Source organism: Streptomyces sp. NBC_00038 (genome assembly GCF_026343635.1).
Taxonomy (GTDB): domain Bacteria; phylum Actinomycetota; class Actinomycetes; order Streptomycetales; family Streptomycetaceae; genus Streptomyces.
Genome location: NZ_JAPELQ010000001.1, coordinates 547,054 through 568,586, shown reverse-complemented (window position 1 = coordinate 568,586; position 21,533 = coordinate 547,054). Strand labels below are relative to the sequence as shown.

The window sequence follows — 21,533 nt, the reverse complement described above, 5'->3', positions numbered from 1 at the left end:
CGCGGGGGAGGCTCACCGATGGCAAAATGGAAACCCCCTGGAGGTCTTCATGGCCATTCAGCGCGTAGGCCTGGTGGTCCACATGGGCCGCACGGCCGCCCAGGACGTCGCCCGTACGGTCCACGACTGGTGCGACGCCCACGACATCCCCTGCACCGATATCGATGTGTGGGCCAAGGACCACCAGCGCCTCAGCGGCCGGGCGGAAGCCGAGGCGGCGGGCAATCCCGACCTCGTCGTGACGCTCGGCGGCGACGGCACCTTCCTCAGAGGGGCGAGGATCGCGCTCAAGAACCGGGCGAGCGTACTGGGGGTCGACCTGGGCAAGGTCGGCTTCCTCACCGAGGTGCCGGCGTGCGACGTCACCGAAGCGCTGGAAGCCGTCCAGCACGGCCGCGCCACCGTGGAGGAACGCATGACGCTCGCCATGCGCGCCTCCCGGGCCCTCGAGATACCCGAGGGGATGGAAGCCCTGCTCCGCTACGGCCGCGGCCCCGCCCTTCCGCCGCCGCAGGTGCGCCCCGAGAGCACCGAGGGGGAGGGCTGGGGGCTGGCCCTCGACGTCATGGCCCTCAACGACGTCGTGGTGGAGAAGCTGGCCCGGGACCACCAGGTGAGCCTGGGTGTCTACCTGGCGGGCCGCCTGCTGGCCTCCTACTCGGCCGACGCCGTCGCGGTCGCCACCCCCACCGGCTCCACCGCCTACAGTTTCGCCGCCGGCGGCCCCGTCCTCTCCCCGCACATGGACGCGCTCGTCTTCACCCCCATCGCGCCCCACATGACCTTCAACCGCAGCGTCCTGGCCGCCCCCGACGAGCCGGTGGCCCTGCGCGTCCTGCCGCATTCGGGACAGGCCGCGGTCAGCGTCGACGGCCAGCTGCGCGGAGTGCTCGACCCGGGCGACTGGATCGGCGTCTTCCGCGCCCCCCAGCGAGCGCGCCTCATCCGCCTGCGCCCCACCGACTTCTACGGCAGGCTCCGCGACAGATTCCGTCTCACTGACGCACCCGCCACGGCCGCGGACGGCGAATCGGCCCCGTTCCTGCGACCCGACAGCCCGGTACCACCGGATCTCGCCCACCTGCGTCTGCCGCCGCCAGTGGCCCGCTGAGCCCCCTGCTTACCCCCTCTTGACTCTTCCTTACCCTCCCTTTCCCGAAATACCTCTGACACAGAGCTATCTTCGAGGCGTGGAGTCAGAGAGCTTTCCCGAGGAACTGGCCGACACCCTGGCCGGAGTTCAACGGCTGATCAGGCGGCGGCTGCGCAGCGGCATGACCACCCCGCAACTGCGCGGCGCCGAGATCGACCTACTGCGCCTGGTCGTGGCCCGCCCCGGCATCGGTGTGTCGGAGGCCGCCAAGGACCTGTACCTGGCGGGCAATTCGGTCTCCACACTGGTCAACCAGCTGGTGCGGGAGGGCTATCTGCTCCGCGAGACGGACCCGTCCGACCGGCGGGCCGCGCGACTGCTGCCCACACCGGCGGCACAAGCACGGCTGCACGACTGGCGACAGCGCCGCGCCGCGCTCGTACGCCGCCAGGTGGCCCTGCTCGACGAGGCCGACCACGCCGCACTGGAGGCAGCCCTCCCGGCCCTGCGCAAGCTGGCGGCGAACCTGCACGAGGAGGCCGAGGAGACATGACGCGTCACACGACCGAAGGGGAAGACCCCGTGCGACAGGGGAGTACGAACGGCGAGGAGCCGGGCGCCGATCACACAGAGGCCCCGGTGAACGACGCCGTCACCTGCTCCGGACTCACCTACACCTTCGGCGAGACGACCGCGGTCGACGCACTGGACCTCTCCGTCCGTGACGGCGAGGTGTTCGGACTGCTCGGACCCAACGGCGCCGGCAAGACCACGGCCATCCGCTGCATGACCACGCTGCTGCCGGTCCCCGCCGGCATGGTCCGTGTCTTCGGACACGACGCCACCCGCGAACGCATGCCGGTACGCCGCCTGTTGGGCTACGTACCGCAGCAGCTCTCCGCCGACTCCGGACTCACCGGCCGGGAGAACGTGGAGCTGTTCGCCCGCGTCTTCGACGTCTCCCGGCGGGAGCGCGCGGCGCGCGTGGGCCAGGCGCTCGCGTCCGTCGACCTCACCGACGCGGCCGACCGGCTCGCCAAGACGTACTCCGGAGGCATGGTCCGCCGCCTCGAACTCGCCCAGGCACTGGTGAGCGCACCCCGGCTGCTGATCCTCGACGAACCGACGATCGGCCTCGACCCGATCGCCAGGACCAACGTGTGGGAGCACATCAACGCCGTACGCGAAGCCACCGGCATGACCGTCCTGGTGACGACCCACTACATGGACGAGGCAGACCAGTACTGCGACCGCGTCGCGCTGATGCACCACGGCCGCATCCACGCCCTCGGCACCCCCGGCGAGCTGCGGACGAGCCTCGGCGAGCGGCGCGGGATCCCTACGAGCGGCGAACTGCCCACGCTGGAGGACGTCTTCCGCGACATCGCCGGCAGTGGCCTCGACGACAAGTCAGGAGACTTCAGCGATGTCCGAAGCACCCGCCGTACCGCGACCCGTGTCGGCTGACCGCGCCCACCCGGCCGGCCTCGACCTGCTCCTCGTCCCGCCCCGGGCCCGAACCGGCTGGCGCGTACTGCCCGCCCGGGTCGGCGCGATGTGCGCGGTCGAGCTGCAGAAACTCCGCCACGACCGCACCGAGCTGTACACGCGGGCGGTCCAGCCGGCGCTCTGGCTGCTGATCTTCGGAGAGACCTTCACCAAGATCAAGGCGATACCCACCGGCGGCATCCCCTACATCGACTATCTGGCGCCCGGAATCATCGCCCAGTCCGCGATGTTCATCGCCATCTTCTACGGCATCCAGATCATCTGGGAGCGTGACGCCGGGATCCTCACGAAGCTCCTCGTCACCCCGACTCCGCGGTCGGCGCTCATCACGGGGAAGGCCTTCGCCTCCGGGGTGAAGGCGGTGATCCAGGCGGTCGTGGTCATCGTCATCGCCGCACTGCTCGGCGTGGGGATGACCTGGAACCCCCTTCGCCTGCTGGGCGTTGTGGTGGCCGTCGTCCTCGGGTCGGCCTTCTTCTCCTGCCTCTCGATGACCATCGCGGGCATCGTGCTCAGCAGGGACCGCCTGATGGGCATCGGCCAAGCCATCACGATGCCGCTGTTCTTCGGCTCCAACGCCCTGTACCCGGTGGACATCATGCCCGGCTGGCTCCAGGTCATCAGCAAGATCAACCCGCTGAGTTACCAGGTGGACGCACTGCGCGGGCTCCTGCTCGGCACGCCCGCCCACCTGGCACTCGACTTCGGCGTCCTGGCCGTGGCCGCGGCCCTCGGCATCTGGTCCGCCTCGTCACTGCTGGGCCGCCTGGCCCGCTGAGACCGGCGAGCACGCCGGGCCGCGCGTAGGTGCCGCTGGTGGCCCTACCGGTCCTCGGGGCGCGTACCGAACTGGTCCTTGAGCTTGTCCTGGGCGGTGTCGACGTGACCGCTGTACTTGCCCTGCGTCTTGTCGTCGACGGCGTCGCCGGCCTTGTCGATGCCCTTGTCGGCCTGTGCTTCATGGCCCTTGAGCATGCTCTTCAGCTTGTCCATCACGGACATGATCGTGTCCTCCTTGATGTGCCCCCACTGACTCAGTCTTGCCGTGGAGCCGGATCCCCGCATCTCAGCGCCGTGCGCGGGCCGCCTCCCAGGTGCCGCCGGTGATCGATTGGTGGGGTCGGTCCCACGGGATTAACGTCGATGGAGTGAACGCCCACGTTCACTTCTGATGACCTGAGACGCAGGGCAATCCCATGACAGGCGCTCAGACGACACCCTCAGAGCCTGCCGAATCCCCGGAGCGGGGCCGAGGCAGCGGTATCGCACTCCTCGTCATCGCCTCGTGCCAGCTGATGGTGGTCCTCGACATCACCATCGTGAACATCGCCCTGCCGCACATCCAGACCTCGCTCGGTTTCTCGACCGAGAACCTCTCCTGGGTGATCAACGCCTACACGCTGACCTTCGGCGGGCTGCTTCTGCTCGGCGGCCGCCTGGGCGACATCCTCGGCCGGCGCAGGGTCTTCATCTTCGGCGTTCTGCTCTTCGTGTTCGCCTCACTGCTCGGCGGACTCTCCCAGGAATCCTGGCAGTTGCTCGCGGCACGCGCGCTGCAGGGCGTCGGCGGCGCCATCGCTTCCCCCACGGCGCTGTCGCTGATCACCACGACGTTCCGTGAAGGGCCCGAGCGCAACAGGGCGTTCGGAGTCTTCGCGGCCGTCTCCGCGGGCGGCAGCGCGATCGGGCTGCTCGCGGGCGGACTGCTCGTGGAATGGCTCGACTGGCGCTGGGTCCTCTTCGTCAACGTGCCCATCGGACTGCTGATCGTGGCCGCGACCCCGCGCTACATCCGCGAATCCGAGCGTCACCCGGGCCACTTCGACATCCTCGGCGCGCTCACCTCCACCCTCGGCATGGTGCTGCTCGTCTACGGCTTCATCCGTGCCTCGGAGGAGGGCTGGAGCGACACCGTGACCGTCGCGGCCTTCGCGGCGGCGGTCGTGTTCCTTGCTCTCTTCATCCTCATCGAGCAACGGTCGAGGCAGCCCATCACCCCCCTGTGGATGTTCCGCGACCGCAACCGCGCGGGCGTCTACGCGATGATGCTGAGCCTGGCCGCGGCGATGTTCGGCATGTTCTTCTTCCTGACCCTGTTCGTGCAGAACATCCTCGGCTTCAGCCCGCTGCGTGCCGGTCTGGCCTTCCTGCCGGTGAGCGTGATCATCGCGATCGGCGCGGGATTCGCCTCGCAGTTGCTGCCCAAGTGGGGTCCCAAGCCCTTCATGGCGGTGGGCGCGATCCTGGCCGCCGTGGGACTCGGCTGGCTGACGCTGACCGATGTCGACAGCACGTACCTGGGCAGCATTCTCGGCCCCATGCTGGTCTTCGGCTTCGGCATGGGTCTGCAGTTCGTGTCACTGACGCTCATGGCGGTGTCGGGGGTGGAGTCCCAGGAAGCGGGAGCGGCGTCCGGGATCCTCAACGCCACCCAGCAGGTGGGCGGGTCGCTCGGCCTGTCCGTGCTCGTCACCGTCTTCGGTACGGCCAGCCGCAACGAGGCCACCGACCAGGTCGCCAAGTTCATGGCGGAGGCCACCCCGGCCCAGCAGCTCGAGTTCCGCAGGACGGGCCAGCTCCCGGCGCCCTGGAGCGATCAGGTGCTCGCCTCCGGCATTTCGAGCTCGTTCATCGTCGCCGCCATCTTCGCCGTCGTGGCCGCCCTGATCGCCCTGATCGTCATCCAGGTGCGCCCCGACGACCTGAAGCGCCTCCAGGGCGGCGGTGCCATGCCGCTGGCGCAGTCCGAGCCCGAGGACGCCGCGGTGAACGTGGCCGACGCGGACGCGCGCGAGGGCCGCCCACCTCAGGGCTGAGCGTCGGGGGGCAGCGGCTGCTCGGCCCAGATCACCTTGCCCGCGGGCGTGTAGCGGGTACCCCAGCGTTCGGCGAGCTGTGCGACGAGGAACAGACCGCGTCCGCCCTCGTCCGTGGTGGCCGCGTAGCGCAGATGGGGCGAGGTGCTGCTGCCGTCGAAGACCTCGCAGATGAGGCTGCGGTCGCGCAGCACACGCACCTCGATCGGGCCGTTTCCGTACCGGATCGCGTTGGTGACCAGCTCGCTGAGGATCAGCTCCGTGGCGAAGGCCATGTCGTCCAGTCCCCACTGGGCCAGCTGCCGGGTGACCGAGGCGCGTACCTCACCGACGGCCGCCGGGTCGGACGCCACCTGCCAGTCGGCGATCCGGTCGGGCCCCAGCGCGTGCGTGCGCGCCACGATCAGCGCGATGTCGTCGCTCGGGCGGGCCGGCAGCAGTGAGTCCAGAACGGCCCGGCAGGTGTCCTCCGGTGACCGGTCGGCCCCGGTGAGGGCGGTGCGCAGCATTTCGAGCCCGACGTCGATGTCCCGTTCCCGGTCCTCGACGAGCCCGTCCGTGTAGAGAACGAGCCGGCTGCCCTCCTCAAGGACGAGATCGACCGTCTCGAACGGGAGGCCCCCGAGGCCGAGCGGCGGACCGGCGGGCACCTCGGGGAACTCGACGTGTCCGTCGGGGCGGACCAGCGCCGGCGGCGGGTGGCCGGCCCGGGCGACGGTGCATGTCCGGGAGGTCGGGTCGTAGATCGCGTACAGGCAGGTGGCACCGGTGACGGCGGCGCCGCTTTCCTCCTCGTCCTGGTCGAGGCGGCCCACCAGTTCGTCGAGGAGCCCGAGCAGTTCGTCGGGCGGCAGGTCCAGCGACGAGAAGTTGTGCACGGCGGTGCGCAGCCGTCCCATGGTGGCCGCGGCATGCAGTCCGTGCCCGACGACATCGCCCACGACGACGGCGACCCGGGCACCGGACAGCGGCAGTACGTCGAACCAGTCGCCGCCCACCCCCGCCTGCGCGGGGAGATAGCGGTAGGCGATGTCCAGGGCGGTCTGCTCGGGCAGGTTGCGTGGCAGCAGGCTGCGCTGCAGTGTCACGGCCATGGTGTGCTCGCGCGTGTAGCGGCGTGCGTTGTCGATGGACACCGCGGCACGGGCGACCAGTTCCTCGGCGAGGGTCAGTTCCTCCACGTCGAAGGGCTCAGGCTTCTCGGAACGCCAGAAGTTGGCCACGCCCATCACCAGCGGGCCCACGCGCAGCGGGACGGTGATCAGCGAGTGGATTCCGTACTCCACGACCTTCGCGGATCGCTCCAGATCCTGGGCGAGCCACCCGGTGGCCTTGCTGAGGTCGGGCTCGACCAAGGACTCGCCGGTGCTGATGCTGCGGGCCTGCGGTGAGGTGGCGACGAGGGTGATCTGCTCGCCCACCGGGTAGAGCGGGGCGTCCGCGCGGATTCCGCTGGACGCCGTGCGGCGCAGTCGGCCGACCGTTTCCGGCTCCTCGCCGCTCAGCACGGCCTCGGCCAGATCCACGGTGACGAAGTCCGCGAACCGCGGTACGGCCACCTCCGCCAGTTCCTCGGCGGTGCGGGTCACGTCCAGGCTCGTGCCGACGCCCACCCCCGCGTCGTACAGCAGTTTGAGCCGCTCTCGTGCCACCTCCGCCCTGCCGGACAGCGCCCGCAGCTCGGTCGAGTCGCGCAGCGTCGCGACGCTGCCGGACGGGCCGCCCTGGAGCTCCGTCGCCCGCTGGTTGACCGCCAGCAGCCGGTCGCCGACCAGATGCACCTCGTCCGTGGCGACCCGTCCCGAGTCCAGCAGATCGGCGATGTCCGAGTCGAGGCCGAGTTCGCGGACGAGCCGTCCCTCGGCGTCCTTGGGTAGATCGAGCAGGCGGTGTGCCTCGTCGTTGGCGAGCAGCAGCCGTCCCTCGCCGCTGATGATGATCACGCCCTCACGGACGGCGTGCAGCACCGCGTCATGGTGCTCGTACATCCGGGTCATCTCGTACGGGCCGAGGCCCCGGGTCTGGCGCAGCAGACGTCTGCTCACGAGCGCCGTCCCCGCCGTGGCCAGGGCGAGCGCGGCGCCCGCGGCGGCCAGCAGGAGCGGCAGCTGCCGGTCCGCGACACCGCCCACGTTCGCCGTCGTGATGCCGGCCGACACCAGGCCCACGACCGTTCCGTCGGGGGCCTTGACGGGCACCACGGCCTGCACCAGCGGCCCGATGGTTCCGGTGATCTCCTCGGTGATGGAGCGGCCGGCCAGTCCGGGGGAGATGTCCCCGACGAACTTCTTGCCGATCCGGTCCGGGTAGCGGTGGGTGTAGCGGATCCCGTCGGTGTTCATGACGACGATGAAGTCCACCTCCGCCGCCTTGCGCGCGGCTTCGGCCTTCGGCTGGAGCAGAGCGGTGGGGTCGGGGGAGCGCAGCGCCGCGACGGTGCCGGGCGCGTTCGCGAACGTCTCGGCGACGGCGAGCGAGCGGTTGTGGGCCTCCAGCGTGCTGTCATGCCGTACCTGCAGCACCAGCGCCACCACCGCGGACACGACCAGCAGCAGCACGATGACCACTTGCAGCACGAACACCTGACCGGCGACACTGCGCCCGCTCAACGCCGACCGCAGCTTCCCGAACCGTCTTCGCCGCGATCCGCCCTCGTCCGGCCCCCGCTGACCGGGCGGTCTGTGGGGTGTCCGGGTCGACTGAGCCCAGGATCGACCCATTAGTCGGACCATGTGCATATGTCTACACTGCCCGGCGCCCGGAGGCGAGGGGCGTCACACGCTGCGACAGGGGCCCGGGGCGCACGCCGGGACCGGGGAGCCCCGCGGCCGGCATGGTCCGGTCGCATCATGGAGGTGGGTCTATTTATCGTCATTTGTCCCTCGGGCCCGCCTCAAGCGCTGGAGGTCGTCATGGAAACCACGGACCGTTACCGGCTGTCCTTCACCCACCGGCGATCAGGTACGGGCGCGACGACGGATGAGGTGATCGTCGAACGGACCGACACCGTGGGGCCGGGCGGAAACCCCGTGTACTGCGATCCCACCGGCATCCTTCGCGCCGAGATCAGCCCGGCGGGGGAGGTGCGGATGCTGGCCAGCGGTGCCTACCAGGCGCCGACGGCCCCCTCCGCCGAACCGCTTCCCTGAGCGATCGCGCCCTTGGACTTCTCTCGGGAGACGCGACGCTTCGCCTCGGCGGGCACGTCGTGTGGGTGACACTGGCCCAGTGATTGTCGAACGTGCGTATGCCCACCTCCCCTCGTACGATCAGGACGCCTGGCCGTGGTCGGTGCCCTGCGTACGCCAACTGCTCGACGAGGGGCTGCGCTTCACCGCGCCGGTGACCTTTCTGGTCGGTGAGAACGGCTCGGGGAAGTCGACCCTGGTCGAGGCGCTGGCGGAGGCGTTCGGCCTGGATTCATACGGTGGCTCGCACGACTGGCGCTACGCCTCCGCGCGCGGCAAGTCGGTGCTCGGCGAGCGGATGAAGTTCGACGCGGCTCCGCGCGGGCGCCGTATGGCCACCAACTGGTCGGCCCGCAAGGGCTTCTTCCTGCGGGCCGAGACCGCTCTCGACGCCCTGGGCAGGGAGGGCTTCTCGCCGGACTCGGTCAGTCACGGCGAAGGCTTTCTCGCCGCGTTCCGCGGAAAATTCCTCCAAGCCGGGCTCTATGTCCTGGACGAGCCGGAAGCGGCGCTCTCGTTCTCCTCCTGTCTCGAACTCATCGGGCACATCGACCGGTTGACCAAGGAGGGCGGCCAGGTCATCTGCGCCACCCACTCCCCACTCCTGACCGCCCTGCCGGGCGCGGACATCGTCGAGGTCGGCGAACACGGCATGCGCAGGGTCTCCTGGCGGGAGCTCGGCGTCGTGGACCACTGGCGCCGCTACCTCGCCGACCCGGACGCCTATCTGCGCCACATCGTCGAGCCGTAGGCGGCCATCTCGCCTGCCGCCCGACCGGTGCACAGCGACAGGGTGCAGCTCGATGGCACTGGCGGTGACTACACCCCTGCCACTACATTTGGCTGCATGAGTGTAGTCACCGTGCGGATCCCCGACACCATGGACCACGCGTTGCGCGCCGCCGCCGCCGACGCACCCTCGCTGAACGCCTACATCGTGCAGGCGGTGCGCCGCCAGATGACGCTCGACGCCGCCCGCAAGCTCGTCGCCCTCGGTGCACAGGCTCTCGACCTCGACGGCGAGGGCGACGCCCTGTGACGATCCGCAAGGGCGACGTGTGGGACGTGGACACCGGCAAGGGCACCCGCACCGTGCTGGTCGTCAGCCTCGACGGGCTCGCCGACGCGTACGGGGCAGTGGTCGCGCTCGTGCTGCATGCTCCGGCCGTGCACCCCGACACCGCGATGAGCGTGCGACTCGCCTCCCCGGTGGACGCATCGGTCGTCGCCGTCAACCTGGTTCAGCTGTCTGCGTCCCGATTCGAGACGGGGACAGCGCACGGCAACATCGGCCCCGATCAGCAAGAGCTCGTCGACAACGCACTCCGTGCGGTCCTCGACCTGTGACCTCCCGCGGCATGCGCGGCCGCCGACCCTGAGGCCGGACTACTCGAACCGCGAAGGATCTCCGGCTCCCCGGCGTACGATCTCGGCTTCCCCACTGGAGAAGTCGATGACGGTCGTCGGCTCCGTGCCGCAGTCGCCGGAGTCGAGGACGGCGTCCACCACGTGATCGAGTTCTTCCTTGATCTCCCAGCCCTGGGTCAGGGGCTTGTCCTCGTCGGGCAGGAGCAGGGTGCTCGACAGCAGCGGCTCGCCGAGTTCGGCGAGGAGTGCCTGGGCGGCGACATGGTCGGGAATCCTGACGCCGACGGTCTTCTTCTTCGGGTGCAGCAGCCTGCGCGGAGCCTCCTTCGACGCCGGGAGGATGAAGGTGTAACTGCCGGGCGTGGACGCCTTGATCGCCCGGAACACCGTGTTGTCCAGGTGCACGAAATGGCCCAGCTGCGCGAAGTCCTGGCACATCAGCGTGAAGTGGTGGCGGTCGTCGAGCCGGCGGATCGTGCGGATGCGGTCGAGTCCGTCGCGGTTGCCCAGCTGGCATCCGAGCGCGAAGCAGGAGTCCGTGGGGTAGGCGACGAGACCTCCGCCGCGGATGATGTCCGCCGTCTGGCTGATGGTGCGCGGCTGCGGGTTCTCCGGGTGCACGTCAAAGTACTTGGCCATGGGCCGAGCTTAGGGCCGCGGAGGCGGCGTTTCCGACCGCCTCCCCAGGTGTGCCTCGCTCTCTCCTCGGGTGGGCGTCGCTCCCGGTGCGGGCCGGGCTATGCGTCCGACGCCTTCGCGTACTCCCTTGCCATGCCTCCGGCGAAGTCGTAGACCACGGCCTGTTCGTCTCCCACGACCCATGCGTCGTGTCCGGGCGGGACGACGAACACGTCGCCGGGTCCGACCTCGCTCTCGCCACCGTCATCCATGCGGATGTGCATCCGCCCCTGGACGACATAGCCGTTGTGATGGACCTCGCAGCTCTCGGTTCCCGCGATGGGAGCCACGGACTCGGACCAGCGCCAACCCGGCTCGAAGGTGCCCACGGCGAAGTCGAGCCCGGTGAGGTGGACGGCTTCGAGGTGGCCACGAGGGAAATCGCGTCGCTCATCAGGCTTGTCGACCGTCTTGACCTCGATCATGACGGCTCCCTTCAGATCGGACCCCCTCCACTCCATCGTCTGCCTGTCCACCTGGGACCGCCAACCGGGGGAACGCGCGTCAGAGGAGGGGAATGGTCACCTCGTCCTCGACGGGCGGATCGACTTCCTGTTCCCGGTTCCCCGTCGCAGAGAAGCAGCGCAAGCGGATCGAGGCCGGGGTGACGTCGAGACGCAGGAAGCACTTGAAGAAGGGCGGGCTGTACGTCGCCGATCCGGGCGAGAAGAGCTGGGTGTAGGCCTTGCGCACCGGGAGGCGGAAGCGCGAGGCGGGGCCGGGTCGGCGTCCGGCGCCCAGCAGGCCGGCGACGAGGCGGGTGCGCAGGGTGACCGGGGCGGGCTCGGCCTGGCTCCGGGTCGGGGGAATGCCGAGACGTTTGGCGATGACGGCCCTGGCCTGGGCCTCGGTGAGCGTGAAGAAGCGGCGCAGGTGGAGGCGGCGTCCGTAGAGCCTGCTGTAGAAGGCGAGGGAGTCACCGCGCAGCGGGTAGCAGCGGAAGTCGTCTTCGCCGACCTGGGCGACGGAGACAGGGGGAATGGTGTGGGTGGCGTGCATGAACGCCCCGCCGCCGCCCGCGACCACGTACTGGATGGTGCGGCCGTCCACCCGTACCGGATAGCGCTGGTAGTTGTGGATGTCGCCCCCTATCGCGGCGACATAGTGATGCGCGGGATCGCGCACGATGTCGTCGACGGTGCCGCCGTCCTCGATGCGGCACGGGTGGTGCTTGGCGTCCACGTACAGGGGGGAGCCGGTGACGAGGATTTTGGGAACGGCTCCCTTGGAGACCTCCCGCAGCCACCGGCCCTGCTCGGCGTCGATCGTCCCCAGGAGTCCGGTGTCGATCCCTATGATGCGCACCGGTCCGGCGTCGATGGCCCAGTACGGGCCCGGCTGGACGGCCTGTTGGGCGGGAGCGGAGCGCATCTGCCGTGCCTCGGCGAGGCGTTGTTCGTCGGGCGGGCGCGGGGTGTGCCACAGCAGCGACCGCAGCCACGCTCGCGACAGCTTGCGCGGCACGGCTCGCGGTGTCGGCGGCGGGGCGTCGCAGAACTCGCGCATGAAACCCTGGAGGTCCTCGTACCAGTCGTGGTTGCCGGGTATCGCGTAGACGGGCGCCTGGTAGTCCCGGTACGGGCGGTAGAACTTCGTGCCGTAGTCGTCGGCGCTGCCGACCGGGTAGACCACGTCACTGGCGAGGACGGCGAACCTCGTGTCCTGACCGACCTTCAGAAAGCCCGGGACCACGGCGTATTGAGGGTCGTCGCCCTCACCGGTGTCGCCGATGACCATGAAGGAGAAGTGGTCCGGATCATCGCGCCGGACCACCGCGTCCGCGGGCGCCCCGGCCGCCTTCCGCTGCTCCACCCAGCGGCTGCGGGTATCTCCCGTGGGGTCGCCGAACCAGGAGGCCAGCACGCCGTTGCGTGCGGGCCACAGCGTCCTCGGATTGAGCCACGAGAGCTTCTCCACCCGGCGCGGCATCAGCTCTTTGTAGTCGCCGGGTTCTGGGGCTCCCCAGCCGGCCCCCTCGGCGGTGTCGCGCGATGAGTCGGACATCGGTGAACCGTAACAACCCGCGGCGTTCCGGCACATGGCGCGTGCCGGAACGCCGCTCGCCTGTGGATCAGGCGGTGTGGAGGGTGAGCCCGTAGCGGCTGAGGATCTCGTTGATGGGCTGATACCAGGTCTCGCCGCCGCTGCTGCAGTTGCCCCAGCCGCCGGACGTGACGCCCTGCGCCTGGTCACCGCTGATGAACGAGCCGCCGGAGTCGCCGGGTTCGGCGCAGACGTTCGTCTTCGTCATCTGGCGGACGGCGCCCTGGCTGTAGTTGACGGTCTCGTTCTTGGCGAGCACCGTGCCGCAGTGCCAGTGCGTGGTCGAGCCCGAACGGCAGATGGACGCGCCGATGGGAGCCTCTCCCGAGCCGCGGACGAGCTGGTCGGAGACGGTTCCCCAGCCCAGGACGACGGGCACGGTCCACCAGCCGCTGCCGACGTTGACCCAGGCGTAGTCGTTGTCGGGGAAAGAGGAACCCTGGAAGTTGCCGATGTAGCTGCCGTCCCAGCCCCTGACACCGGCGCTGGGCTGTCCGCAGTGTCCGGCGGTGACGAATCCGCCGTACACGGAGAAGCCGATGGAGCAGCGGACGTTGCCCGTGTAGTACGGGTCCCCGCCCACGGTGCCGGCGGCGAGCGTGCGCGGCGCCTGCTCCGTCACGTCGAGTGTCACCGGACCGGCCTGGCGGGCCCGGGCCACGAAGGCCTGGACATCGTTGTCATCCTTCTGTTCGGCGACCACGCCGACGACGACCGAGCTGCTCTTGGGGTCGACGTGCCAGCCGCTGACACCGGAGGGTGCGTCCAGCTTGTCGATCCGCGCCATGGCGGCGTCGAGCCGGCGCTCGCTGTGCTCGACGAGAGTGACCCGGGCGCCGGTGGCCTCGACGGCTTTCCTCCGTGCGTCGTCGGTGATCGCGACGGTGAGCTTCCCGCTCTCCGCCTCGAACCACGACCCGCCGTAGGAGGCGCCGGCGGCACGCTCGGCAGCTCGCTCGACGGTGCGGGCCGTCGCCTCGGCCTTGAGCCGGTCGGTGGCCTGGGCCTTGGTCAGGCCCAGGTCTTGCTGCATGGCGGTGATCAGGGCCGAGGATGCCGGGGCGCGGTCCGCGGCGGTGGGGGAGTCGGCGGCGGACGCCTGGGTGCTGACACCCGCGGCCACGGTGCTCAGCAGCAGGGCCGCGGACAGACAGGATCGCAGAACTGTTGTGCGTCTCAAGGGAGTTGCCTTTCGTCGTTCCGGTCGTGGGGTAGGAGCGGAAGGGCAGGGTGAGAGCGCTCTCACGGTTGTGCGCCGATGACGCTAGCCGCTGATCATGGGCAGGTCCATGCCAATCGCGCCGATTGTTCCCCCGAGGCCGTCCGGGGCGGCGGGGGCCGTCCACGATCTGCGGGTGCGGGTGTCCGTATCTGTGGGTTGTATGTCCCTACGGCCATGGCACCGAGCCACCGGTCCGACGAGGCTGGAATCCGTCGCCGGACGGTCCGGTGACGGCAATGACCAAGAAGTGCGGGTGAACGCGATGACCACCGATTCGAACCCGGTCACCGGGGTGAGCGTGCCGGACACCAAGCTCGCGAGGGAGGCGACCGAACTGGTCAGGGACACCACGAGCGACCTCGTCTACCACCACTCGCGCCGTGTGTACCTGTTCGGCGCCGTGCAGGGCCGCAACCGCGACCTGAGCTTCGACCCCGAACTCCTCTACATCGGCGCGATGTTCCACGACCTCGGACTGTCCGAACGCTTCCACTCCAGCGGACGCCGCTTCGAGGTGGACGGTGCGGACGAGGCGCGCCGCTTCCTGCGCGCACGCGAGGTGCCCGAGGACAGCATCCGCCGGGTGTGGACGGCGATCGCCCTGCACACCACGCCCGGTGTCCCGGAGTTCATGGAACCGGAGGTGGCCCTGGTGACGGCGGGCGTCGAATACGACGTACTGGGCATCGGCTACGACGACATCTCCGCCGCCGACCGCTCGCGCATCGTCGCCCTGCACCCCCGGCCCGACTTCAAGAAGCAGATCCTCGGCGCCTTCACCGACGGCATCCGCCCCAAGCCGGAGACCACGTTCGGCAACGTCAAGGCGGACGTACTGGAGCACTACGTACCCGGCTTCGAGCGGGGCGACTTCGTCCGCACCATCCTGGACTCTCCATGGCCCGAGTGACCTCCCGCGACTTCGGCGCCGCGGCTCACGTCGTCGCGGTGCTGGCCTTCGACGGCGTACAACTGCTGGACGTCACCGGCCCGGTGGAGGTCCTGACGACGGCCAACGCCTACGGAGCCCGCTACGACGTGCGCCTGGTGTCCGTCACCGGCGCCGACATCCGCACCTCCGCGAACGTGCGCATCGGCGTCGACGGCAGCTGGGACGAAGTCCCCGGGCGGCTGGGCACGTTGCTCGTGCCGGGCAGACGCGAGTGGCGGCACGTGGTCGCCGACGACGGCCTGGTCGCCGCAGCGGCCGACCTGGCAGGCCGCGCCAAGAGGGTCGCCTCCGTGTGCGCCGGCGCCTTCCTGCTGGCGGAGGTCGGAGCGCTCGACGACCGCCGGGCAGCGACCCATTGGCAGCTCGCACAGGAGCTGGCCGCCGCCTATCCCAAGGTGACCGTCGAGACCGATCCGCTGTTCGTACGGGACGGCAAGGTCATCACCTCCGCCGGCGTCACCTCGGGAATCGACCTCGCCCTGGCCCTCGTCGAGGAGGACCACGGCCCCGACCTGGCCCGCGACGTCGCCCGCGAACTCGTCGTCTTCATGGCACGCCCCGGCGGACAGTCCCAGTTCAGCGCCCGCCTGACCCCACGGGACGCCACCCACCTGGTCGTCCGCCGCGTCATGAACCTCGTGGGAGCCGACCCCGCCGCCGCCCGCGACCTGGACGCGCTGGCCCGCGGCGCCGGAGTCAGCACCCGCCACCTCAGCAGACTCTTCCGCGCGCAGACCGGGATGACAGTCGGCCAGTACGTCGAGTCGGTCCGCCTCGAAGCCGCGCGGGCACTCCTGGAATCCGGCAGCGACACCGTCGACGCGGTGGCCGAGGAGGCGGGCTTCGGCTCGGCGGAGTCGATGCGCCGTGCCTTCCAGCAGGCGCTGGGCGTCTCACCGACGGCGTACCGGGCGCGTTTCCGTACGACGGGCAGGGCGGTGGACGGGTGACCGGTCTGCTGCCCTCCGGCCGTCAGGCGTGTGTGCGGGCCAGCAGTAGCGCGACATCGTCGTCGGGTTCGGGGCGCAGCGAGCCGAGCAGCATGTCGCTGGTCCGCTCCAGGGATTGCCGTGTGCTCTGGAGGAGGCGGGTCATGGTGTCCAGGCCGGTGTCGATGGGTTCCGTGCGGTTCTCGATCAGACCGTCGGTGTACAGGGCGAGCAGGGAGCCCGGCGGCAGCTCCACCTCCATGGTGCCGAAGGGCACGCCGCCGACGCCGAGGGGCACGCCGCCGGGGATGTCGAGCAGGTCCGCGCTGCCGTCGGGGCGGATCAGGACCGGCGGGAGGTGGCCGGCGCTGGACAGCTCGCACGTGCCGCGACCGGGGTCGCACACCGCGTAGACACAGGTGGCGATGGCGTCACCGAGCGAACCCGCGATGTCGTCGAGGTGGCCCAGCAATTCGGCGGGAGAGGGGTCGAGCCGAGCGAGGGCGCGGGTGGCGGTACTCAACTGCCCCATGATCGCGGCCGCTTGGACGCCCTTGCCCATCACGTCGCCCACGATCAGGCCGGTCCGTCCCCGGCTCAGGGGCAGTACGTCGTACCAGTCCCCGCCGACCTCGCTCAGGGCCGGCAGATAGCGGACGGCGATGTCGAGGCCTTCGTGGTCCACGGGGGTGCGCGGGAGCAGGCTGCGCTGCAGGGTCAGGGCGGCGGTGCGTTCGCGTCCGTAGAGCCGGGCGTTGTCGACGCAGATCGCCGCGCGTGCGGCGAGTTCGGAGGCGAGGATGCGGTCCTGTTCGTCGAACGGACGGGTGTTGATGGTGCGGTACAGACTGAGCGTGCCCAGCACTTCGCCGCGTGCCACCAACGGGACGGCCAGGTAGGAGTGGACGCCGGCCACCCGCAGGGTCTGTGCGGCGTGGGAGTCCCTGGCGATGCGCCGCATCGTGGCGGAGTCCACACGTTCCACCAGGATCGGCCTGGCTTCCCGGACGCACTGGGTGATGATCCGCGTCGAGCTGTAGGTGGCCAGTTCGCCGACCGGGTCCGCGGCGTGGATGGCGTCGGTGAGGTACCCGGCCGCCACGGCCAGCGCCCGGAACTCGGCCTGGGCGTCTCCGGTGACCGCCGTGGTGGTGCCGTGCGCGACCACGGCTTCGAGTACGTCGACCGCGGCCAGGTCCGCCAGCTGGGGTACGGCCACGTCGGCCAGTTCCCGGGCGGTCTGCTGAAGATCGAGTGTGGTGCCGATGCGGGCACCGGCGTCCGCGATCACGGACAGGTGCTCGCGCGCCTGGGAGATCTCGGCAGCCGCCTGCTGCCGCTCGGAGACGTCGATGATGGACATCGCGAGGCCCAGGACACGGCCCTCCGCGTCCTCGATGCGGTGGTACGACTCCGAGTACGCACGGTCCTCGGTGTCCCGCGGCGTCCTGCCGACGGTCATCTGGTCCAGCAGGGGTTTGCCGCTGGCCAGGACCAGGCGCATGCGTGACTCGATGACCTCCGCGTCGAGATCCGGCATCATCTCGGCCAGCCGGTGCCCCAGGACCGTGTCCTCGGGAAGTCCGTTGATCCGCTCCAGCGCCGGATTGACGCCCACCCAGCGCAGGTCGTTGTCGAAGACCGCGATGCCCACCGGGGTCTGCTGCACGAGGCTGTGGGAGAGGGCGAGGTCCCGCTCGACGCGCCGTACGGTGGTGGCGTCCGTGACCAGGCTCAGAATGTGGATTCGCCCGTTGCTGTCGTGCAGTCGCATGGTGCGGAACTCCACGGGGCGTTCGGTGCCGTCCTTGTGCTGCATGGGGAAGACCCCGGCCCATCGCGCTCCCGAACGTACCTGCCCGAACAGCTCGCGCGCCCGCTGCAGGTTGTCGGGTGACACCAGGAGCTCGTCGGTGCGTCGGCCGAGGGCCTCCTCCGCCCGGTACCCGAGCAGTTGTTCGGCCTCGGGGCTCCACAACCCGATGCACCCGTCGCTGTCCACCACCACGGCCGCGACCTGCAACAGGTCGAGCAGCCCACCCGGCGCCGCGGTGACCTCGTCGTCGTCGTTCCAGGTCGTATACCCGTGCATTCCAGCCGCTCCTTCCGGCGCGGCACCGGCACCGCCAAGATCCGTCCTGCGGGATCTCCGATTACGTCACACCACGCCCCGGAGAGCAACACCTGCCCGGGGAACCCGTCCATGAACCGCAGGTGGCGGGCCCCGGCGCAGATGTCCGCCGTTCCGCACATGCCACCGAACGGGTGACGGCGCGGGCCCGCCGAAACCGTTCCTCGGCGGGCCGGGGTCCATCAGACATTTTCACCAGTCACGGCTCTATGAACCTCGAGGTCCGCTGGTTACTCTCCGCCGCATGATTTCCACGGTGGTCTGGGGCACCGGCAACGTGGGCCGCGCGGCCATCCGCGCCGTCGACGCCCACCCGGCGCTGAAACTCGCTGCAGTACTCGTCCACAACCCCGAGAAGGTCGGCCGCGACGCGGGCGAACTCGGCGGGCTCGACCACGGACTGGGGGTCACGGCGACCGACGACATCGATGCCGTACTGGCCGCCGGCCCCGGAGCCGTCGTATACGCGGCGACCGGCGACATCCGGCCCGACGAGGCGCTCGACGACATCGGCAGGGCGATCCGCGCCGGCGCCGTGGTCGTCACCCCCGCGCTGTACCCGCTCTACGACCAGCGCAACGCCCCGCCCGAGTTCCGCGATCCGGTGCTCGGCGCCATCGCGGACGGAGGAGGCTCACTGTTCGTCTCCGGCGTCGACCCGGGCTGGGGCAACGACGTACTGCCCCTGCTGATCAGCGGACTCGGCACCACGCTCGACGCCATCCGCTGCCAGGAGATCTTCGACTACTCCACGTACGAGCAGGAGGACTCCGTCCGCCACCTGATCGGCATGGGCCACCCGATGGACTACGAGCCGCTGATGCTCGCGCCGTCGATCCCGACCATGGTGTGGGGCGGGCAGATACGGCTGATGGCCAGGGCCCTCGGCGTCGAACTCGACGACATCCGCGAGACCTTGGAGCGCCGAGCCCTCGAAGCGACGGTGAGCACCCGCACGATGGGGGAGTTCGAGGCAGGCACCCAGGGCGCGGTGCGCTTCGAGGTGCAGGGGATCGTCGGGGGCGAACCCCGCATCGTCATCGAGCACATCACCCGCATCCACGCCTCCTGCGCACCGGACTGGCCGACACCTCCCGACGGTGGCGACGGAGCACACCGCGTCATCATCGAGGGCAGCCCCCGCATCGAGGTCACCGTCGAGGCCACCGACGAGGGCGAGAACCGGTCCGCCGGCGGGAACGCCACCGCGGTCGGCCGACTGGTGGGCGCCATCGACTGGCTCGTGGACGCGGAACCCGGACTCTACGACGCGCTCGACGTCCCGCTGCTTCCCGCAGTCGGCCGACTCGGAAGGAAGTGACCCCTATGACCATGCAGATCGACATCCCCGAGGGCCAGGAGCCGATCGGGTACGTGTGGGGCGAGTTGGTGCCCGGCATCGGGATGGCCGCCGCGAACTTCTCGCTGTCCGTGTACGAGCACACCACCCTGGGACTGCGCGAGTTCGAGGCCGCGCGCCTGCGCATCGCGCAGATCAACGGCTGCCTGTTCTGCCTGGACTGGCGGACCGAACGGGAGGGCCAGAAGGTCGAGGAGGAGTTCCCGGAGGCTGTGACCCAGTGGCGTACCACTGACGCTTTCGACGACCGCACCAGACTGGCCGCGGAGTACGCCGAGCGGTACGCCCTGGACCACCACGGTCTCGACGACGAGTTCTGGACGCGGATGACCGCGCTCTACAGCCAGCGCGAGATCGTGGAGCTGAGCATGAGCATCGGTTCCTGGCTGGCGTTCGGCCGGCTCAACCATGTGCTCGGCCTCGACGCCGTGTGCGTGCTGCCCACGCACTGAACCGGATTTCCGGACCCGCCGCCGTTACAGGTCGGTGGCGATGATCTTCTCGATGTTCCGTTCGGCGAGTGCCGTGATGGTGACGAACGGGTTGACGCTGGTGTTGCCGGGGATGAGCGAGCCGTCGATGACGTAGAGGCCCGAATAGCCGTGCAGACGGCCGTAGTTGTCGGTGGCCTTGTTGAGCACCGCGCCGCCGAGCGGGTGGTACGTGAGGTGGTCGCCCCAGATCTTGTAGACGCCGAAGAGGTCGGTGCGGTAGATCGTCCCTTCCGTTGCGTTGATCTTGTCGAAGATGGACTTGGCCATGTCGATCGAGGGCTGCTTCCAGGCGGTCTGCCAGTTCAGCTCGGCCTTGCCCGTCGCGGCGTTCCAGGTGAACTGGGCGCGGTTGGGGTTCTTGGTGATCGACAGGTAGAACGAGGCGAACGTCTCGATCCCGGTGGGCAGCGGTGCGACCTCGGCGAACGCGCCACCGGCGGCCCAGTTGTCGATGCCGCCGCACGGAATGCTCGCCTGGAGTGCGCCGGTCGGGTCCCACAGGTGGTTGGCGCGACCGCACATGACGTTGCCGTTGTCGCCCCACCCCTGGCCGATCTCGGAGTTGAGGCCCGGCAGCGCGCCGGTGGCCTTCAGCTTGACCAGGAGCTTGCTGGTGCCGACGCTGCCGGCCGCGAAGAAGACGCGGTCCGCTGTCACGGTCTTGGTGGTCGTGGTGTCCCCGTTGGTGTTGATCTGGTCGATGACGACGGTATAGCCGCCGCCGGACGCCGGCGCGACCGAAGTGACCTTGTGGAGCGGCGAGATGGTGACCCTGCCGGTGGATGCGGCCTGGGCGAGGTAGGTCTTCTGCAGTGACTTCTTGCCGTAGTTGTTTCCGTACAGGATCTCGCCCGCCAGCGCCGACTTGGGGACGGTTCCGAGGGCCTCCTGCTTCATGTAGTCCCAGTCGTATACGTCGGGGACGAAGACGAACGGGAACCCGGACCGCTGGGCGTGCTTGCGGCCGACCCGCGCGTACTGGTAGGCGGCCGTGCTGTCGAACCAGGCCGGGTCGATGGTGCTGACCCCGAGCGCGGCGTTGGCCCGCGGGTAGTAAGTGCCGTACATCTCGTCGGCGTTCACCGACGGGAGGACGGCGGCGAAGTTCTCGCGCTTCGGCGTGACGGCCATACCGCCGTTGACCAGGGAACCGCCGCCGACACCGCGGCCCTGGTACACGATGATGCCGCCCATCTCCTCGGCGTCCAGGATCCCGGTGTAGCGGGGGACGTCCTTGTCGATCGGGAAGCCGAGGAAGTTGCTGAGGGGCTGCTTGGTCCTGGTGCGCAGCCAGTACGACCGGTAGTCCGGGCTGGTGGTGTTGGCGAAGATCTTGCCGTCCGTGCCGGGGGTGTCCCAGGCCATGCCCATCTCGATCATGTGTACATCGACACCGGCCTGGGCCAGGCGCAGGGCGGCCACGGAACCGCCGTACCCGGTACCGATCACCAGGGCGGCGACATGTGCTCCGGGCGCGATCGGTCCGGCCGCGGCGACGGCCTGTTCCTGGGCGGACGCGGTGCGGGCCGAGAGGGTTACAGCTCCAAGAATAGAACCAGTTCCAGTGATGAATCTTCTACGCGAGACACCCCTGGAGGCCTTGTTGTGCATGGTAGTGTCGTTCATGTGACACTCCTCACTCTCTACGAGTGAGAACACGTTCTACTGTTGCTAGCGTGTTAAGTCACTACATACCTCTAGGTAACTTGTGTCCGATTCGGGATGGCTGGTGGGCCGCGCCCCCGCCTCG

21 protein-coding genes are annotated in these 21,533 nt (G+C 69.6%); 13 read left to right on the top strand and 8 right to left on the bottom strand.

Features of this window, described 5'->3' with window-relative positions; all coding sequences use genetic code 11:
* Positions 1-49 precede the first annotated feature (49 nt).
* The 4 genes from OG219_RS02715 (at position 50) to OG219_RS02700 (ending at position 3,380) form a co-directional block, all read left to right on the top strand.
* Positions 50-1,111 (top strand): NAD(+)/NADH kinase, encoded by a 1,062-nt coding sequence (locus OG219_RS02715; RefSeq protein ID WP_266822450.1) that lies wholly within the window; start codon positions 50-52, stop codon positions 1,109-1,111.
* A gap of 79 nt (positions 1,112-1,190) precedes the next feature.
* On the top strand, positions 1,191-1,646 hold the full coding sequence (locus OG219_RS02710; RefSeq protein WP_266822448.1) for a MarR family winged helix-turn-helix transcriptional regulator: 456 nt from the start codon (positions 1,191-1,193) through the stop codon (positions 1,644-1,646).
* Positions 1,643-2,560, top strand: a complete 918-nt coding sequence (locus tag OG219_RS02705; RefSeq protein WP_266822446.1) for an ATP-binding cassette domain-containing protein — start codon at positions 1,643-1,645, stop codon at positions 2,558-2,560. Before OG219_RS02710 ends, OG219_RS02705 begins: the two co-directional genes overlap by 4 nt.
* Complete coding sequence (locus OG219_RS02700; RefSeq protein ID WP_266822445.1) at positions 2,520-3,380, top strand: ABC transporter permease; 861 nt, start codon at positions 2,520-2,522, stop codon at positions 3,378-3,380. Before OG219_RS02705 ends, OG219_RS02700 begins: the two co-directional genes overlap by 41 nt.
* Before the next feature lie 44 nt (positions 3,381-3,424).
* Here OG219_RS02700 and OG219_RS02695 read toward each other — a convergent pair whose 3' ends face one another.
* Positions 3,425-3,604, bottom strand: coding sequence for an antitoxin (locus OG219_RS02695; RefSeq protein WP_266822444.1), 180 nt, complete (start codon positions 3,602-3,604; stop codon positions 3,425-3,427).
* A gap of 194 nt (positions 3,605-3,798) precedes the next feature.
* On the opposite strand from OG219_RS02695, the gene OG219_RS02690 reads away from it, so the two are divergent.
* A complete protein-coding gene (locus tag OG219_RS02690) occupies positions 3,799-5,418 on the top strand; it encodes an MFS transporter (RefSeq protein ID WP_266822442.1) in 1,620 nt (539 codons plus the stop codon).
* Here OG219_RS02690 and OG219_RS02685 read toward each other — a convergent pair.
* Entirely contained in the window at positions 5,409-8,150 is a 2,742-nt protein-coding gene (locus OG219_RS02685) for a SpoIIE family protein phosphatase/ATP-binding protein (RefSeq protein ID WP_266822440.1), read from the bottom strand. The genes OG219_RS02690 and OG219_RS02685 overlap by 10 nt on opposite strands.
* A 180-nt stretch (positions 8,151-8,330) precedes the next feature.
* Between OG219_RS02685 and OG219_RS02680 the strand changes: the two genes are divergently transcribed.
* The 4 genes from OG219_RS02680 to OG219_RS02665 all read left to right on the top strand — a co-directional run bounded on the left by OG219_RS02680 (position 8,331) and on the right by OG219_RS02665 (position 9,953).
* Positions 8,331-8,567 carry a DUF6296 family protein gene (locus OG219_RS02680; RefSeq protein ID WP_266822438.1) on the top strand — a complete coding sequence of 79 codons (237 nt, stop codon included), beginning with the start codon at positions 8,331-8,333 and terminating at the stop codon, positions 8,565-8,567.
* A 79-nt stretch (positions 8,568-8,646) separates the two neighbouring features.
* Positions 8,647-9,357 (top strand): AAA family ATPase, encoded by a 711-nt coding sequence (locus tag OG219_RS02675; protein ID WP_266822436.1) that lies wholly within the window; start codon positions 8,647-8,649, stop codon positions 9,355-9,357.
* 96 nt (positions 9,358-9,453) lie between these two features.
* Positions 9,454-9,645 carry a hypothetical protein gene (locus tag OG219_RS02670; protein ID WP_266822434.1) on the top strand — a complete coding sequence of 64 codons (192 nt, stop codon included), beginning with the start codon at positions 9,454-9,456 and terminating at the stop codon, positions 9,643-9,645.
* Complete coding sequence (locus tag OG219_RS02665) at positions 9,642-9,953, top strand: hypothetical protein (protein ID WP_266822432.1); 312 nt, start codon at positions 9,642-9,644, stop codon at positions 9,951-9,953. Before OG219_RS02670 ends, OG219_RS02665 begins: the two co-directional genes overlap by 4 nt.
* A 39-nt stretch (positions 9,954-9,992) precedes the next feature.
* Here OG219_RS02665 and OG219_RS02660 read toward each other — a convergent pair whose 3' ends face one another.
* The 4 genes from OG219_RS02660 to OG219_RS02645 all read right to left on the bottom strand — a co-directional run bounded on the left by OG219_RS02660 (position 9,993) and on the right by OG219_RS02645 (position 13,875).
* Positions 9,993-10,613 (bottom strand): L-threonylcarbamoyladenylate synthase, encoded by a 621-nt coding sequence (locus tag OG219_RS02660; protein WP_266822430.1) that lies wholly within the window; start codon positions 10,611-10,613, stop codon positions 9,993-9,995.
* 98 nt (positions 10,614-10,711) lie between these two features.
* On the bottom strand, positions 10,712-11,077 hold the full coding sequence (locus tag OG219_RS02655) for a cupin domain-containing protein (protein ID WP_266822428.1): 366 nt from the start codon (positions 11,075-11,077) through the stop codon (positions 10,712-10,714).
* A gap of 79 nt (positions 11,078-11,156) precedes the next feature.
* Positions 11,157-12,656 carry a metallophosphoesterase gene (locus tag OG219_RS02650; RefSeq protein WP_266822426.1) on the bottom strand — a complete coding sequence of 500 codons (1,500 nt, stop codon included), beginning with the start codon at positions 12,654-12,656 and terminating at the stop codon, positions 11,157-11,159.
* Positions 12,657-12,723: 67 nt separating this feature from the next.
* Positions 12,724-13,875 (bottom strand): S1 family peptidase, encoded by a 1,152-nt coding sequence (locus OG219_RS02645; protein WP_266822424.1) that lies wholly within the window; start codon positions 13,873-13,875, stop codon positions 12,724-12,726.
* Between the two features lie 304 nt (positions 13,876-14,179).
* On the opposite strand from OG219_RS02645, the gene OG219_RS02640 reads away from it, so the two are divergent.
* Together OG219_RS02640 and OG219_RS02635 are read left to right on the top strand one after the other, a co-directional pair.
* Positions 14,180-14,827, top strand: a complete 648-nt coding sequence (locus tag OG219_RS02640) for an HD domain-containing protein (protein ID WP_266822422.1) — start codon at positions 14,180-14,182, stop codon at positions 14,825-14,827.
* A complete protein-coding gene (locus OG219_RS02635; RefSeq protein WP_266822420.1) occupies positions 14,815-15,819 on the top strand; it encodes a GlxA family transcriptional regulator in 1,005 nt (334 codons plus the stop codon). Before OG219_RS02640 ends, OG219_RS02635 begins: the two co-directional genes overlap by 13 nt.
* Before the next feature lie 22 nt (positions 15,820-15,841).
* On the opposite strand, the gene OG219_RS02630 is transcribed toward OG219_RS02635, so the two are convergent.
* Positions 15,842-17,890, bottom strand: coding sequence for a SpoIIE family protein phosphatase (locus OG219_RS02630; protein ID WP_266822418.1), 2,049 nt, complete (start codon positions 17,888-17,890; stop codon positions 15,842-15,844).
* A 283-nt stretch (positions 17,891-18,173) separates the two neighbouring features.
* On the opposite strand from OG219_RS02630, the gene OG219_RS02625 reads away from it, so the two are divergent.
* Positions 18,174-19,250 (top strand): dihydrodipicolinate reductase, encoded by a 1,077-nt coding sequence (locus tag OG219_RS02625; RefSeq protein WP_266822416.1) that lies wholly within the window; start codon positions 18,174-18,176, stop codon positions 19,248-19,250.
* Positions 19,251-19,261: 11 nt separating this feature from the next.
* On the top strand, positions 19,262-19,741 hold the full coding sequence (locus OG219_RS02620; protein WP_266835973.1) for a carboxymuconolactone decarboxylase family protein: 480 nt from the start codon (positions 19,262-19,264) through the stop codon (positions 19,739-19,741).
* Positions 19,742-19,765: 24 nt separating this feature from the next.
* Here OG219_RS02620 and OG219_RS02615 read toward each other — a convergent pair whose 3' ends face one another.
* Positions 19,766-21,409 carry a GMC oxidoreductase gene (locus OG219_RS02615; RefSeq protein ID WP_266822414.1) on the bottom strand — a complete coding sequence of 548 codons (1,644 nt, stop codon included), beginning with the start codon at positions 21,407-21,409 and terminating at the stop codon, positions 19,766-19,768.
* Positions 21,410-21,533: the final 124 nt, after the last annotated feature.

Bases quoted from the DNA above. Each gene is read 5' to 3' on its own strand.
- OG219_RS02715 (WP_266822450.1), top strand. From the start codon at position 50: ATGGCCATTCAGCGCGTAGGCCTGGTGGTCCACATGGGCCGCACGGCC.
- OG219_RS02705 (WP_266822446.1), top strand. From the start codon at position 1,643: ATGACGCGTCACACGACCGAAGGGGAAGACCCCGTGCGACAGGGGAGT.
- OG219_RS02700 (WP_266822445.1), top strand. From the start codon at position 2,520: ATGTCCGAAGCACCCGCCGTACCGCGACCCGTGTCGGCTGACCGCGCC.
- OG219_RS02695 (WP_266822444.1), bottom strand. From the start codon at position 3,604: ATGTCCGTGATGGACAAGCTGAAGAGCATGCTCAAGGGCCATGAAGCA.
- OG219_RS02690 (WP_266822442.1), top strand. From the start codon at position 3,799: ATGACAGGCGCTCAGACGACACCCTCAGAGCCTGCCGAATCCCCGGAG.
- OG219_RS02685 (WP_266822440.1), bottom strand. From the start codon at position 8,150: ATGGTCCGACTAATGGGTCGATCCTGGGCTCAGTCGACCCGGACACCC.
- OG219_RS02680 (WP_266822438.1), top strand. From the start codon at position 8,331: ATGGAAACCACGGACCGTTACCGGCTGTCCTTCACCCACCGGCGATCA.
- OG219_RS02670 (WP_266822434.1), top strand. From the start codon at position 9,454: ATGAGTGTAGTCACCGTGCGGATCCCCGACACCATGGACCACGCGTTG.
- OG219_RS02660 (WP_266822430.1), bottom strand. From the start codon at position 10,613: ATGGCCAAGTACTTTGACGTGCACCCGGAGAACCCGCAGCCGCGCACC.
- OG219_RS02655 (WP_266822428.1), bottom strand. From the start codon at position 11,077: ATGATCGAGGTCAAGACGGTCGACAAGCCTGATGAGCGACGCGATTTC.
- OG219_RS02650 (WP_266822426.1), bottom strand. From the start codon at position 12,656: ATGTCCGACTCATCGCGCGACACCGCCGAGGGGGCCGGCTGGGGAGCC.
- OG219_RS02640 (WP_266822422.1), top strand. From the start codon at position 14,180: ATGACCACCGATTCGAACCCGGTCACCGGGGTGAGCGTGCCGGACACC.
- OG219_RS02635 (WP_266822420.1), top strand. From the start codon at position 14,815: ATGGCCCGAGTGACCTCCCGCGACTTCGGCGCCGCGGCTCACGTCGTC.
- OG219_RS02630 (WP_266822418.1), bottom strand. From the start codon at position 17,890: ATGCACGGGTATACGACCTGGAACGACGACGACGAGGTCACCGCGGCG.
- OG219_RS02625 (WP_266822416.1), top strand. From the start codon at position 18,174: ATGATTTCCACGGTGGTCTGGGGCACCGGCAACGTGGGCCGCGCGGCC.
- OG219_RS02620 (WP_266835973.1), top strand. From the start codon at position 19,262: ATGCAGATCGACATCCCCGAGGGCCAGGAGCCGATCGGGTACGTGTGG.
- OG219_RS02615 (WP_266822414.1), bottom strand. From the start codon at position 21,409: ATGAACGACACTACCATGCACAACAAGGCCTCCAGGGGTGTCTCGCGT.